This is a genomic window from Streptosporangium carneum, from assembly GCF_027922005.1.
GTDB classification, from domain to species: Bacteria; Actinomycetota; Actinomycetes; order Streptosporangiales; family Streptosporangiaceae; genus Streptosporangium; species Streptosporangium carneum.
This window is the reverse complement of sequence record NZ_BSEV01000016.1, coordinates 41,794-54,819: the sequence shown is the minus strand read 5'-3', so window position 1 is coordinate 54,819 and position 13,026 is coordinate 41,794. Positions and strand designations below refer to the sequence as shown.

Here is a 13,026-nt window from a genome sequence, read left to right as displayed (position 1 = left end):
TGTGTGCTTACTGGTCGACAGGCAGGCTTTCGACAGCCGCCCGGCGCTCGTCCTCTGACGGCAGCGTGTATCAGCGCGCGGTTTCGATGCTGTGGCCCAGCAGCTCGGCGATGACCACGATGTCCTCTCCTTGACGGCGGAGGTTCGTGCCCAGCGTGTGCCGCAGGACGTGCGGCGTGAAGTCCTCGCGGACCCCGGCGGCGTCGGCCAGGGTGACCAGGGTGTCGTAGATGCCACGTGTCGTCAGGCACCGACCGCGGACGCTGACGAACAGCGCGACCTCGTTGGCCTCCGCGGTGCGCTGGAGCATCCACTCGGCCCGCTTGGCCGCGGCCGGGCCGACGCCGAGGCGCCGGTTGAAGCAGCGTTCGACGACGTCGCGCCGCCTGTAGCGGACCGGATCGAAGGCGCAACGCCGATGCTTACGGCGGGCTCGCTCGGCCGGCTGGTCCGCGTGTTCGGGATGGTCGCGCCGATGCCGCGTCGGCGCAGACAGGTGCGGATGGCGTGGCAACTGTAGCCCTTGTCGGCGATCACGTGCTCGGAGCGGGTGCGCGGCCGGCCGACGCCGGTGCTGGGCACGCGGATGGCCTCCAGCACGGCCGCGAACTGGGTGCAGTCATTGACGTTGCCGCCGGTGACCACGAAGGCCCGGGGCAGGCCGCGTCCGTCGACGGCCAGGTGGATCTTGGTGGTCAGCCCGCCACGCGAGCGCCCGAGCGCCTGTAGGGCCCTGATGGATCTGAGTTCGTTGCTGCCCGGGCGTCCCTTCACGGCTCCCCCTTTACGGGCTCCGGCCGCGTGCTGGTGAGCGCGCACGACGTTCAGTGATCCGCAGAACAGGTCCTAGGTCCAAGGTCCCGGGCCATGCTGGCCGGGCGTCCGATGCCGTGGACCGCGGCGAGCGGCAGAGTCGTACCGAAGACAGCGCAGAACACACAGGGGCAACGCAGAACACGCATGGAGGGGAGGGGCGATGACCGGACCGGACGGACCGAGCCCGGGCGCCGCCCACCCCAGTGCCCTCAAGGGGTGTGCCAACAAATGTCCGCCGGTCCCGGTGCAGCCACGACAGGCCACCGAACCCCGCACGATCGAAAGGCACACCCATGTCCACAGCTCAGCCCCCGGCCCGTAGCCGGCGGCCGGGATGGAGCCTCGCGCTGCTCGCGCTCGGGCACCTGATCATCAGTCTCGACTTCACCGTCATCTATGTGGCCCTGCCGGACATCGCCGCCGATGTCGGCTTCACACCGCACACCCTGCAATGGGTGATCACCTCGTACGCCGTCCTCTATGGAGGCTTCCTGCTGTTCGGCGGTCGGCTGTCCGACCTGGTAGGACGCCGACGGATGTTCGTGCTCGGCATGGCGCTGTACGGCGTGGCCTCCGTGCTGGGCGGCCTGGCCACGGCGCCGGCGGTGCTGCTCACCGCGCGCGCCCTGCAGGGCCTCGCCGGCGCGGTGCTGTTCCCCGCGGTGCTGGCCCTGGTCAACACCACCTTCGCCGAGGGCAGGGAGCGCAACCGCGCGCTGACGGTCTGGGCCATGGCGGGCGCCGGCGGGCTCACAGTGGGCTCACTGGCCGGCGGGGTGCTCACCCAGGTCCTGGGCTGGCAGGCCGTGTTCTACGTCAACGTCCCGCTGACCGCCGCGGGTGCCGTCGCCGCCTTCGCCCTGCTGCCCCCCGACGGCCGCGTCACCAGAGGAAACGTCGACGTTCCCGGAGCCCTGACCGGTACCGCGGGCATCACGCTGTTGATCTTCGCGGTCGCGCACGGCTCCGAGGTCGGCTGGGCACGGACCGAGGTGATCGCCGCGGTCGTTCTCGCGACGGTCCTGCTGGCCACGTTCCTGCGCGTCCAGGCCCGCGGTCGGACGCCGCTGATGCCGCTGCGGCTGTTCCGCAACCGCGCGCTCAGCGGAGCGGTCGTGGTCATCCTCGTCTTCGGGCTGACGATGCAAGCCGTGCCGTACTTCCTGACCCTGTACTTCCAGGACGTCCTTGGCTTCAGCGCCATGGAGACCGGGCTGGCGTTCCTCGGCCCGACCCTGTCGATCACGGCAGGCAACTTCCTCAGCGAGCAGCTGATCCACCGCTTCGGCACCCGGAGCACGCTGATCACCGGCATCGTCGTCAACGCCGTGGGCGCTGCGCTCCTGGCCCCCGGCATGCACGCGGACGGGTCCGTCCTCACCGTCCTGGCCGGGATCGTCGTCATCGGTCTGGGCATGGGCATCACCTACGAGGCCATGTGGATCGCCGTCGGCACCGGCGTCTCGGCGGACGAACAGGGCCTGACCTCTGGGGTGGCCTCCACCGCGCTGCAAGTGGGAACCGCCGCGGGTCTGGCGGTTTTTGTGGCTGTCGCCAACCACGACATCGAAGGGCTGTCCGGACAGGCCCTGCGCGCCGCCTCCGCCGAGGGAATGCGCGCCGCCGTCTACGTCCTGGGCGCCGTCATGCTGACGGCCGTCCTGGCCGCCCTCAGGCTCCCCGGTCCGCGTGCCCGGGTCGCCGCAGCCGCGTCCCAGCCCGTCCCCGACCCGGACGCCGCCGACCTGCGCCCCACCGGCTGACATCGTCCTCCGGCGTCCGGTCGCCGCCACCCCACCTCACCTCGTTGTTCGCGGCTCCGCAGGGGCACTCCAGCCAGCGCGGGCCGGGGTCGACGGGTGCGGCGGGGCGGTGCCGCGCGGCCCGCGCGGGGTGTGCGGCGACCGGTGTCCCGCCGTGGGGCCGGTCACGGCGGGAGCTCCTGGTCGGCGTGCCGCACGTGGGCGTTCACGCCTTCGCGACGGGAGTGGTCGCCGAGCGGCGGGGGCCCGGGCCGGGGCAGGTGCGTGTCCGGCGCCGCCCCGGCCGCGTGGGCGGTGTCGGGCCGCTGCCGGGGCCGGGGAGGACGTCGTGACGGGGCGGTCGGTCGGGATCAGTCGGAGTACGGCGAGACGTTGTAGCCGAAGTTCGCGAAGAACCGGAAGCCCTCGGACAGGTTGGACAGACGCGTCAGCAGGAAGTCGTCCTGCGCTCCGGGCGGGACCTCCTCGTCCTGGCGCACCTGGACGCTCACGAAGTACGGGGACTTCCTGCCCGTCAGGTCGATGGGGATCTCCTTGCGGTTGCCCGTCAGCCTCGTTTTCGCCAGCACCACCTCCTTTGCGCGGAAGGTCGTCTGGTCGACCACGTGCAGGACCACGGTGACGGCGTGGCCCGGGTAGCCGGAGAAGGACTGCACGTCCTGCGCCTCCACGGCGAGGACCGTCTTGTCGGGACCCGTCGCGGACGTGCGCTGCAGGGTGATCGGGAGCTCGACGGCTCCGCCGGCGAAGGAGGCGTCGCCGTAGATCCCCGGCTCGTCGCCGAGGTGGACGCGGCCCTGCCAGATCAGCTCGGCCTGGGGCCCCTCGGCGCAGGAGCCGCTCCGGCGCTGTTTCTGGGCGAAGTTCGCCAGGTTGCGGTCACACGGATCGGCCTTCGCCGCGGTGGTCGTGGCCGCCACGGCGCCCGGCGCCGCGTACGCGCCGCTCGCTGGGACGCCGACGCCGACGACCGCGGCGGCGAGCGCCAGCGCGATCCCGAGGCGGGCTTTCGCTGCGGTTGATCGAGAACTCGTCAAGACATCACTCCTCTCGTGGATCCTCATGGATCGGGATACCGGGGCGGGGAAGAACGCTCCTCGCCATGTCGGCGACCGCCTTCCCGGCGTGTCCGGGACCGTACGGTCAGGCGGGTTTGCGGACCATCAGCCGCCTGTAGGTCATCCGCCGGTCCCGGTACAGCCGCAGCGTCAGGTTGACCGCGGCGACGAACTGTTCGACCATCAGCCGGCCGTAGGCGGAGCGGCCGGGACGGAGGTCCGGGTCGCCGGGCCAGTCGGTGATGATCTGCGGGGCGAAGTGGTTCGTGACCTGCTGCTCGAAGTGCTCGGCCATGAGGCTGCGCCCGACGTGGCCGAGATCGCGGATCTCCTCAGCCGGGGGGAACCCGGCCGCCAGCAGGTCGTCCTCGATCGTCTGGGTACGGGCGAAGTGGGGGTACTGGAAGTGCGCGACCAGCGCGTCGACGTCGTCCTGACCCGCCTGGGGGGTCAGCATCCAGTCGTCCACGACGAACCGGCCGCCGGGCGCCAGGTTCGCGAACACTTTCGCGAACATGCTCCGGTGGTCGGCGACCTGATAGAGCATGTTGACGCTCAGCGCGGCGTCGAACGGCCCGGCGGGCAACTCCCGCTGACAGTCGGCGAGCACCACGGTGATGGCGGACCGCCAGTCGGCGGCCCGTTCGTTGAGCCTCCGCGCCGTCTGCGCGTGGGCCGAGGAGTTCGTGACCGAGGTGACCGAGACCCCGTACCCCCGCACCAGCAGGCGCGCGGGTCCGCCGAGACCGCACCCGACGTCGAGCACACGCTCTCCGGCGCGCAGTTCGGCGAGTTCGGCGATGGCGGCGATGTGGTCGGCGGCGCCCTGCCGCCACCGCCGGCCGTCCGCCCAGACGTCCGGGTCATGAACCATGGGGGGATGCAGGAGATCGCCGGTGAAGTACACGTGTAGGCCTCCGCCGGGCAGGCCGTACTGTGCGCCGACGACATCGAGAACGTAGTGCTCGTCATCGACCGGATGGTTCATCTCGGCGCGGCCCGCCGATCCGCCTCGTGTGCAGTCGTGCCCACAACAGATTCCTTTCCCCTGGTTCTTTTCCGGTTCGTCTCCGTGGCGCGGCGGCCGCGTGAGGTCCGGAACGGAGTAAGGGACCGCGGAAATCACCCGTGGTTAGGCAGAAGGTACAGCCTGCATAACCGGCGAACAATACCTCAGGAGCGGATCGCGCCGTATTTCGGCCGACTGTCTCGGCCGGAGGACGCCTTTTTCCACGGATGACCGGCGATATGCCGATCACGGATTCACCGTCCGCCTCGAATCTCCGCTGCTGGAGAGGCCGGTGACGGCGACGGACAACCCCGACCTCTTTTCCCCCTTATGATCAATGTCCGAAATAAAGTGAAATATCATTTCAATATCGGACGTCATGAAATCGCCGTCGCCGATCGGGGCCGTCGCCGGGATGAACGGGACGACCGGCCGCCTCGCCTACCCCCGGTCGTCGGCGTCCTTGTCGGTGACCCCGGCGGAGTCGAAGGTCGCCACGTCCCGCAACGCGCGCACCGCGCCCTGGACGAGGGGAAGGGCGAGCAGCGCGCCGGTTCCCTCGCCGAGCCTCAGCCCCAGGTCGACCAGCGGACGCAGGCCCAGATGGTCGAGGGCGGCGGTGTGTCCGGGCTCCACCGAGCGGTGACCCGCGACGCACGCCTCGATCGCGGCGGGGGCGAGCGCCGCCGCGACCAGCGCCGCGGCCCCGGTGATGACGCCGTCGAGCACGACCGGCAGCCGCAGGGCCGCCCCGCCGAGGATGAACCCGGCCAGCGCGCCGTGCTCGAAGCCGCCGACCGAGGCGAGCACGCCCAACGGGTCGGCCGGATCGGGCCGGTGGAGCGCGAGCGCCTGCCGGACGACCTCCACCTTGCGGGTCAGCGTCGCGTCGTCGACGCCGGTTCCCCTGCCGGTGACGGCGGCCGGGTCACGACCGGTGAAGGCGGAGACGAGCGCGGCGGACGCCGTGGTGTTGGCGATCCCCATGTCGCCGGTGACCAGGCAGCGGACGCCGTCGGCGGCGAGCTCGCGGGCCACCTCGATGCCGGTCTCGACCACCTGTCTGGCCTGCTCCCGGGTCATCGCCGGCCCTTGGGACAGGTCGGCGGTGCCGGGCGCGACCTTGCGCGACAGCAGCCCCGGCCCCGGTTTGAGGTCGGCGGCCACGCCGACGTCCACGACGACCACCCGGGCGCCGAACTGCGCGGCGAACGCGTTGACGACCGCGCCCCCTGCCAGGAAATTGGCCACCATCTGGGCGGTGACCTCCTGAGGCCACGGTGTCACGCCCTGCGCGTGCACGCCGTGGTCGGCCGCGAACACCGCGACCGCGGCCGGCTGCGGCAGCTCCGGCGGGCACGTCCCCGCGAGCCCGGCGAGCCGCACCGAGACGTCCTCCAGGGCTCCGAGCGAGCCGCGGGGCTTGGTCATGATGTCCTGGCGGTCGCGCGCCTCGGCGACCGCGGACTCGTCAAGGGGCCGGACGGCGGCGATCGTCTCCTCAAGAAGGCTCATGGGTCTCTCCTCAGCTGGGCCGCACGGGGGCGGTCTCCGGGTCGGCGGGCCATCGGGGGCGTCGGCAGAACTCGACCGGCCCCGCTTCCCGGCCCGAATAGGCGGGGAGGATCCCGCTGAGCGGGCTGCCCGCCAGCGGGTGCCCGGGATCCTCCCACCACCCCTCGGGCGGCAGGCACATCTGCCGCACGTAGTGCGCCTTGAACTCTTCGGGGAGGGAGGAGAAGTCGGGGGTGAACAGCAGGTCGACCGCGTTCCGCCACGAGTTCGTGGTGTTGGCGTGCGTGGCGTGGATCACGCGGACGTCCCCGATGACCAGGTCGCCGGGCTCGGCCTCGATGTCGATCTCGTCGGGGACGGCGCGATGGCACACCGAGCCCGGCTCCTCGGCCTCGATCTCCGCGGTGTGCGGTTCGAGCAGGACGTCGTGCAGGCGGTGACGCGCGCGGTGGGTCCCCGGTATCACCCGCAGGCAGCCGTTCTCCCGGGACGTGGGCTCCAGGTAGAGCATGCAGAAGATCTGCGTCGGCTGCGGGACGTAGCTGCGCGGGTGCCCCCACGCCCACCAGTCCTGGTGCCACCAGAGCCCGGGGGAACCGGGCGGCTTGGCGATGACGTACCCGCTGATCCAGCGCGGATCGGTGAAGCCGAGCCGCCGGAAGGCGTCCCGCAGCGCCGACGAGGTGAGGACGTCGGGCATCGGATCGTCGTCCACGGTCAGCGGGAGCAGGCTCCCGTGGTGGGCGTACCGCAGGAGATGCTCCTCGCGCGCCGTCGCCAGCCGCCGCGCGGCCAGCTCCCTGAGCCGTCCGACGAGCCGGTCGTCAAGGGCGCCCGGAATGCGACAGAAACCGTCTTCGGCGAGGCGCCGGGAGAGCGGCGATTCGAGCTGAGCGTCCATGCTCGCAAGCCTTCTCGATGATGGGAAAGCGAAAAGTGTGACCAAAGTAACACCCCTGCCGGAAAAGCGGAAGCGAAATTCTAGGTGGGATATCGTCCATGCCGCGGGGATTGCGAAGGCCGCGGACGCGTGTTCATCGGGGTAATTGGCATTGTCAGGATGAAATACGAATTCGCGACGTACCGGAATTGCCATCGCGACCCACGCGGACCGTCCGGCCAGGGAATTGGATAAGAATGCGGCAGATTATCGAGACCGAGGGGCTGACCCGCGTGTTCCACGGGCGGCGCGCGGTGGACGGCCTGAACCTCCGCGTCGCCGCCGGTGAGATCTTCGGGCTGCTCGGACCGAACGGCGCGGGCAAGACGACCACCATCCACATGCTCACCACGCTGCTGGCTCCCAGCGGGGGACGGGCCCTCGTCTGCGGGCTGGACGTCTCCAGGCAGGCCGCCGAGGTGCGCCGCCGGATCGGCTACGTCTCGCAGGAGAAGGGGGTGCGGCACCTCCTGACCGGCCGCGAGAGCGTGGAGATCGAGGCGGACCTGAACCACGTCCCCCGCAGGTCGCGCGGCCAGCGCGTCGAGGAGGTGCTCGACGTCGTCGGCCTCCTTCCGGACGCCGACCGGTTCGTGGCCGACTACTCCGGCGGCATGCAGAAACGCCTCGACCTGGCCTGTGGTCTCATCCAGGTACCCGAACTGCTGATTCTCGACGAACCGACGCTGGGTCTGGACGTGCAGTCCCGGCACCGGATCTGGGAGCACATGGCCGGGCTGCGCGACCAGGGGGTCACCGTTCTCCTGGCGACCAACTACCTCGACGAGGCCGACCGGCTGTGCGACCGAATCATGATCGTCGACGTCGGCAGGGAGGTGGTGACCGGTTCGCCCGCCGAGCTCAGGCGGACCGTCGGGACCGAGGTCGTCCAGATCTCCGCCGCCGAACCGGACAAGGTCAGGGCCGCGGTCGAGGGCGCGGTGCCCGCCCGCCGCATCGCGGTGGCCGGGCCGCGAGAGCTCCACGTCCACCTGGACGACGCGGCGGCGGCGCTCCCGGAGGTGATCGCCGCGACCGTGAGACACGGCGTGGTCCTGGACGGCGTGAGCGTCAGCCGGCCGACCCTCGACGACGTCTTCCTCCTGCACACGGGGCGGGGCCTGCGGGACCTCACCGACGCGCCTGCCCCGTCCCCGGCTCCCCGCTCCCCCCGGGCGGGGACGGCCGCCGGGTCCGCGCCGCCCGCGTCGCACGCGGGGCTACGGCTGCGCCTCCAGGAGATCGGCGCGCTCCTGCGGCGCTGGGTGCTGCAACTGGGGCGGGAGCGCCTGAACCTGGCGTTCACCCTGATCCAGCCGGTGATCTGGCTGGTGTTCCTGGGGGGTGCGATAGCCCGTGCCGTCGACCCCGGCGTGGTCGGCACCGGCGACTACATCGCTTTCATGCTGCCCGGCGTGATCGCGTTCACGATCGTCGGCACCGGCATCAGCGGAGCGGTGCCGTTCCTGTGGGACAAGGAGACGGGCTACCTCAACAAGCTGATGAGCATGCCGATCGGGCGCTCCTCCCTCCTCGTCAGCAGGCTGATCTTCCAGATGGCCCTCGGCGCGCTCCAGGCGCTGGCCATCCTGGTCGTGTCGGCGATCCTGGGGGTTCGCGTGGCGACCGCCGTGCCGGGAAGCCTGCTGGTCCTGCTCGTCGCGGGCCTGCTGACCACCGCCCTCACCGCCCTCTTCCTGGCCTTGGCCTGCCGGGTGCCCGGCCACACGACCTTCTTCGCGGTCACCGGCTTCGTGAGCCTGCCGATCCTGTTCATGAGCAACGCGTTCGTGCCGGTGCCCGCCATGCCGACGTGGATGGGGGCGCTGGCCCGGGCCAACCCGCTGACCTACGCGATCGAGTCGATGCGCATCCTGGTGATCGAGGGGTGGCGGCCCGGACTGGCGGGGCATCTCGCGGCTCTGACGGCCTTCGCCGCGGCCTGCCTGGGGCTCGGCGTCCACCAGTTCCGCCGCCACACGGTCGGCGGGCGCGAGTGAGCCGGAGGTGACGGAACCCGCGTGCCGGGGTGAAGATCGCACCGCGACCGCCGACGCCCCCTGCGAGTGGGAAGCGTCCGGACGAGCCCTGGACGGCAGAGGCGCAGGAGATCGTACGATCCCGACCGGAACGCCTACGTGGTTGTCGGCGGCTTGGAGATGACTCCGGACAGGTAGGTGGACTTCTCCAGGATCTGGGGGGTGAGCTTGATTCCGGTGAGGCGCTCGATCAGGACAAGCCCTGGCCCCCGGTAGAGATCATGATCGTCCCCGTAGTCGTGATCGATCTGCTTCATGGTCTCCACGAGTTCGTCGGGAACCTCCTCGGAGTAGCCGTCCTGGGCCCAGAAACCGAACCGGATCTCCTCGTCCTCCACCCAGCGGAAGTCCTCCAGGCCCTTGATGTCGAGGCGGTAGAGGGAGACCAGGCGGGTGCCCGCCGACAGCGGCACGGTGAACTTGTCGTCGGCGCCGAGCCAACTGTTGTACTGCACGACGAACGCCCAGTCGCCGACGGCCGTGACCGCGACGAACTCGGTCCTGTAGTCGTAGTGGGCGCCGGCACCGATCGACTCACCGAACGTCGTCCAGGAGAAGTCTTCCGCTCGGCCACCCATCCGGGCTACGAGCTGCTCGGGCGTGAGCCCGCGGACGAAGATGAAGCTGTAGGCCTCCGCGAGGCCGGAGTCGGTGAACCAGGCGTAGTCGTCCGGGGGTGTGATCATGCAGCGATCATGGCAGAGCCCACTGACACGACCTGCCGAGGAAGCGGTCCCTCTTGACCGATCCTCGATCAGGGACGGGGCCGGGTCGGCGAGGGCACACGGCCGATGGCCCACCTAGCCCAAAAGCCTCCCTTTTCTCCCCGAGGGCCGGGGCCCCTCGCCTGACGCCACACCACCTCCGTGGACGCAACCCGGTCGGAACCCCGGCCAGACACCGCGGACGCCCCGGTGGACGGCGGGGCGGTCACCGTGCTCGGGGCTAGTACTGGTAGTTCACCGTGACGGTGTCCTGGGCTCCAAGAGCGGTCGCGGGGTATGTGCCGCCGTACAGGGTGTGCCGGACGGTGACCGTTCCCTTGGGGTCCAGGCCGTTGAAGTCCGGTACCGAGATCGTCGTGCCGCCGGTGATGGAGAGAAGACCCGTGCACCGGTAGTCGGTGGTGCTGTACAGCTGCTGGTAGCAGATGTTGACCGTCTCGGACGTCCTGCCGTTGGGGTAGGGAGTGACCTGCACGGTCGTGCTGGTGATCTGCCCGTTGTTCGGCAGCGTGCTCGTCTGCTTGCTGAAGAGCGTGGTGGCGTAGCCGCCGTCGAAGTAGATCGTGTAGTGGGTTCGGTTCACGGTCCATGACCCGGTGGCCGCGGAGGCGGGAGTGGCGCCGGCCAGGGTGGTGACGCCCAGCGCCACCGCGAGTATGGCCGCGGCGGACAGTCGACGGATTCTCACAGGTGTTTCCTCACGGGCCGGGAGCAAGGGCAACCCCAGACGATCACCTGTCGGCGAAGGCGAGGAGATCGCATTTCCCCATATTTCGGCTGCATGGTCCGCTTCTGGTGGCCGTTTCGCTGAGCCTGAACACCAGAGCGCCTTGCCGTCCTCCAGCGACGTGGAACCCCGGGCTCTCTCCAGTGGCCGTCGCCGCATGTCGACCTTCTCGGTCACCGGCGGAGCATTGCCCCGGCTCCCCGCCTGCCCGCCCACGGCGCACAGAGCCGCCGCCCCGCCCGCTGCCCGCTAGGTGATCGACAGGTCTTTGCGGGCCTGCACCAGGTCCTCCTCCCAGATCCACAGCCGCTGCGGCGGCGGCACCCGGTGGTAGCCGTACAGGCCGACCTCGTCCTTGGTCCGCAGATCGACGCACACCCGCTGGTAGGCCTGCCCGATCGCCGCAGCCGGGCCGTCGTCCAGGTTTTTGGCGCCGAGCTTGATGCAGGCCCGGTACTCGTACCCCAGCAGCAGGTCCTCGCCGAACCGCGCCCACGCGCCGCGCTTCTCCCTCCAGGCCGCCCTGGCCTCTCTGAGCAACAGGTTCAGATCGGAGGCTGACGGGATGGAAGGGTAGATGACGAAGGTCGCCGCCCACCCGGAGGCGATCATGTCCAGGTTGAAGGTGCGCCGCTGCGGGTCGTTTCGCGGTGGCAGCGGATCGGAGGCCGAGCCGGAGAACCACGGCGCGGTGTAGGCCAGCAGCCGGCCTTTGTCCTCCACCAGTTCTCCGGTGGCGATCACGGCCAGTTTGCGCCGGCGGCCGTTCGGGTCGGCCAGCCGGATGTTCACCATGTCCTCGTGCTCCTGGGCGGCGGCCTGGCCCGCGGCCAGGTGCCGCTGCGCGGCGTCCGGGGTGATCCGGGCGACCAGATAGTCGCGCAGGTCCTGAGGAAGCGCGTCGTAGGTGCCGTCCAGCAGTCGGGCCTTGGCGCGCTCCAGCGTGGCCTGGGCGGTGGCCGCGCGGCCGCCGTACTTGCTTTCCGGGGTGTCGATGGACACCATCCGGATCGCCATCGCGATATTCGGAGTGTCACCGTCGGTGACCTTGAGCAGCCGGTAGTCGTTGGCGGGCCGGCTGGGCCCGACGAAACCAAGATTGACCATCACGAACTCTCCGAGGCTGAACGGCTGAGGCACTCACCGGCACCGTCGCAGTCGCTCTGCGGTTCGTTGCGGATCACCTACTGACGTTCTAGCGATTCCTCTCCCGGCTTCCGAGCAAACCCGTGGCGAAAAGCCTTACTCGATCTTGAAGGTTGTCCTGCCGCGCTGCCCGCCGATCTCGCGGCGCTCCTCGCCGGTGCACGTCCCCTCGGCGAGGGTCGCCCGCGGAGCCTGCCGGGCGGTCGCCGCCGCGGGGGTGAGTCTGTTGCCCGGTCGACGCCGAGGACGAGCTCGATGTGCCTGGCTTCCTCACTCCGGCTCGGGGAGGACGAGGTGTCCTAGGAGAATCTCCAGAGCGCGGCGGTGGCGTCGTCGAGTGCCTTGCCTCTCGGCCAGCGCGAACCGTCCGGGTCTCCGTGTTCGGCCTCACGGACACGGCTGATCAGCCCCTCGGGGCCGCTCTCCTCAAGCAGGTCGAGAAGCTGACGCCAGGTGGCCAGGCCGAAGAGGTCGACGAGCCGGGAGGCTCCGTCGCTGAGCAGCGCGGCGGCTCGCACCTGGTCGGACGGGAGGCTTCCGGTGAGGGCGTGTTCGGCCGCGAGGGGGTCGACGCTGGCGACCCAGAAGCCGCCGTCGCGGTTGCGGTGGCCGCGCATGATCCCGATGTAGCGGCGAAGCGCCTCGGCGTGTTCCGCGCTCCCGCTTCTCAGGCCGTCCACCTCTGCCCGGTGGCGCGCTCCGATCCGCTCCAGCCGATCGTCGCAGACCACGGTCGGCTCCGCCGTGCCGGTGTCGAGGACGATCACCGAGTCGGCCAGCACCAGCCACTCCAGTCCGCCGCCGGAACGGCGCAGCATCGCGACCGTGGCCGAGGGCGATCCGGCGTGGGACAGGTCACAGGTGAAGTCGTGCAGCGAGGCGACGGCCTTGATCGATTCGGCGAGGAGCTCGGCCAGGGGGGCGGCGCTCTGGGTCACCGTGGTCAGCAGGGTCGAGCCGAGGGTCCTGGCGTACCAGGCCACCCCGTGTGAGCAGCCCGACTCCATGCCTGCCGGGATTCCCGCCCCGTCCAGGAGGACCACCGCGTCGGAGGCGACCCCGACGAAGTCCTCGTTGGGCCGGTGGTGGTGGGCGGGTTCTGTGGCGAGGCTGAGCCGCACGTCAGTCGTCCTCGTGTCGGTAGGGCGGGCGGGCCGGGTGCGTACGACAGGTTCCCCGGTTTCGGGGGTGTATGCAATGGAAACACCGCTCTCCGGCCTGGCCCCGGATCGTGGTGAGCACGGAAGCCTGCGGGTGAGCCCTTCGGGAACGTCGGCAAGTAGAGATT

General features: G+C 70.4%; 10 protein-coding genes and 2 pseudogenes. 2 read left to right on the top strand and 10 right to left on the bottom strand.

Features of this window, described 5'->3' with window-relative positions; all coding sequences use genetic code 11:
* Positions 1–70 precede the first annotated feature (70 nt).
* Positions 71–313 (bottom strand): annotated as a pseudogene (locus PKF00_RS28280) (tyrosine-type recombinase/integrase); the annotation flags it as partial.
* A 39-nt stretch (positions 314–352) separates the two neighbouring features.
* A pseudogene (locus PKF00_RS28275) lies at positions 353–837 on the bottom strand (IS5 family transposase); the annotation flags it as partial.
* 272 nt (positions 838–1,109) lie between these two features.
* Between PKF00_RS28275 and PKF00_RS28270 the strand changes: the two are divergent.
* Entirely contained in the window at positions 1,110–2,579 is a 1,470-nt protein-coding gene (locus PKF00_RS28270; RefSeq protein WP_271220697.1) for an MFS transporter, read from the top strand.
* Positions 2,580–2,929: 350 nt separating this feature from the next.
* Here PKF00_RS28270 and PKF00_RS28265 read toward each other — a convergent pair whose 3' ends face one another.
* From PKF00_RS28265 to PKF00_RS28250, 4 genes are all read right to left on the bottom strand, one after another.
* Positions 2,930–3,616, bottom strand: coding sequence for a hypothetical protein (locus PKF00_RS28265; protein WP_271220696.1), 687 nt, complete (start codon positions 3,614–3,616; stop codon positions 2,930–2,932).
* Between the two features lie 106 nt (positions 3,617–3,722).
* Entirely contained in the window at positions 3,723–4,625 is a 903-nt protein-coding gene (locus PKF00_RS28260) for an SAM-dependent methyltransferase (RefSeq protein WP_271220695.1), read from the bottom strand.
* 462 nt (positions 4,626–5,087) lie between these two features.
* Entirely contained in the window at positions 5,088–6,161 is a 1,074-nt protein-coding gene (cobT, locus tag PKF00_RS28255; RefSeq protein ID WP_309298441.1) for a nicotinate-nucleotide--dimethylbenzimidazole phosphoribosyltransferase, read from the bottom strand.
* Between the two features lie 10 nt (positions 6,162–6,171).
* Positions 6,172–7,062: a phytanoyl-CoA dioxygenase family protein gene (locus PKF00_RS28250; protein ID WP_271220694.1), complete on the bottom strand. Its 891-nt coding sequence runs from the start codon at positions 7,060–7,062 to the stop codon at positions 6,172–6,174.
* A 236-nt stretch (positions 7,063–7,298) separates the two neighbouring features.
* Between PKF00_RS28250 and PKF00_RS28245 the strand changes: the two genes are divergently transcribed.
* On the top strand, positions 7,299–9,101 hold the full coding sequence (locus tag PKF00_RS28245) for an ABC transporter permease (RefSeq protein ID WP_271220693.1): 1,803 nt from the start codon (positions 7,299–7,301) through the stop codon (positions 9,099–9,101).
* 134 nt (positions 9,102–9,235) lie between these two features.
* Here PKF00_RS28245 and PKF00_RS28240 read toward each other — a convergent pair whose 3' ends face one another.
* The 4 genes from PKF00_RS28240 to PKF00_RS28225 form a co-directional block, all read right to left on the bottom strand.
* Complete coding sequence (locus PKF00_RS28240) at positions 9,236–9,826, bottom strand: DUF6461 domain-containing protein (protein ID WP_271220692.1); 591 nt, start codon at positions 9,824–9,826, stop codon at positions 9,236–9,238.
* A 259-nt stretch (positions 9,827–10,085) separates the two neighbouring features.
* Positions 10,086–10,553 carry a hypothetical protein gene (locus tag PKF00_RS28235; protein WP_271220691.1) on the bottom strand — a complete coding sequence of 156 codons (468 nt, stop codon included), beginning with the start codon at positions 10,551–10,553 and terminating at the stop codon, positions 10,086–10,088.
* A gap of 288 nt (positions 10,554–10,841) precedes the next feature.
* The gene (locus PKF00_RS28230; protein WP_271220690.1) at positions 10,842–11,699 is read right to left on the bottom strand and encodes a hypothetical protein; all 858 of its coding nucleotides are present in this window, start codon (positions 11,697–11,699) and stop codon (positions 10,842–10,844) included.
* 338 nt (positions 11,700–12,037) lie between these two features.
* Positions 12,038–12,859 carry a protein phosphatase 2C domain-containing protein gene (locus PKF00_RS28225; RefSeq protein WP_271220689.1) on the bottom strand — a complete coding sequence of 274 codons (822 nt, stop codon included), beginning with the start codon at positions 12,857–12,859 and terminating at the stop codon, positions 12,038–12,040.
* Positions 12,860–13,026: the final 167 nt, after the last annotated feature.

Excerpts from the sequence above, each read along its gene's own strand:
- PKF00_RS28270 (WP_271220697.1), top strand. The coding sequence starts at position 1,110 with ATGTCCACAGCTCAGCCCCCGGCCCGTAGCCGGCGGCCGGGATGGAGC.
- PKF00_RS28260 (WP_271220695.1), bottom strand. The coding sequence starts at position 4,625 with ATGAACCATCCGGTCGATGACGAGCACTACGTTCTCGATGTCGTCGGC.
- cobT (WP_309298441.1), bottom strand. The coding sequence starts at position 6,161 with ATGAGCCTTCTTGAGGAGACGATCGCCGCCGTCCGGCCCCTTGACGAG.
- PKF00_RS28250 (WP_271220694.1), bottom strand. The coding sequence starts at position 7,062 with ATGGACGCTCAGCTCGAATCGCCGCTCTCCCGGCGCCTCGCCGAAGAC.
- PKF00_RS28245 (WP_271220693.1), top strand. The coding sequence starts at position 7,299 with ATGCGGCAGATTATCGAGACCGAGGGGCTGACCCGCGTGTTCCACGGG.
- PKF00_RS28240 (WP_271220692.1), bottom strand. The coding sequence starts at position 9,826 with ATGATCACACCCCCGGACGACTACGCCTGGTTCACCGACTCCGGCCTC.
- PKF00_RS28230 (WP_271220690.1), bottom strand. The coding sequence starts at position 11,699 with ATGGTCAATCTTGGTTTCGTCGGGCCCAGCCGGCCCGCCAACGACTAC.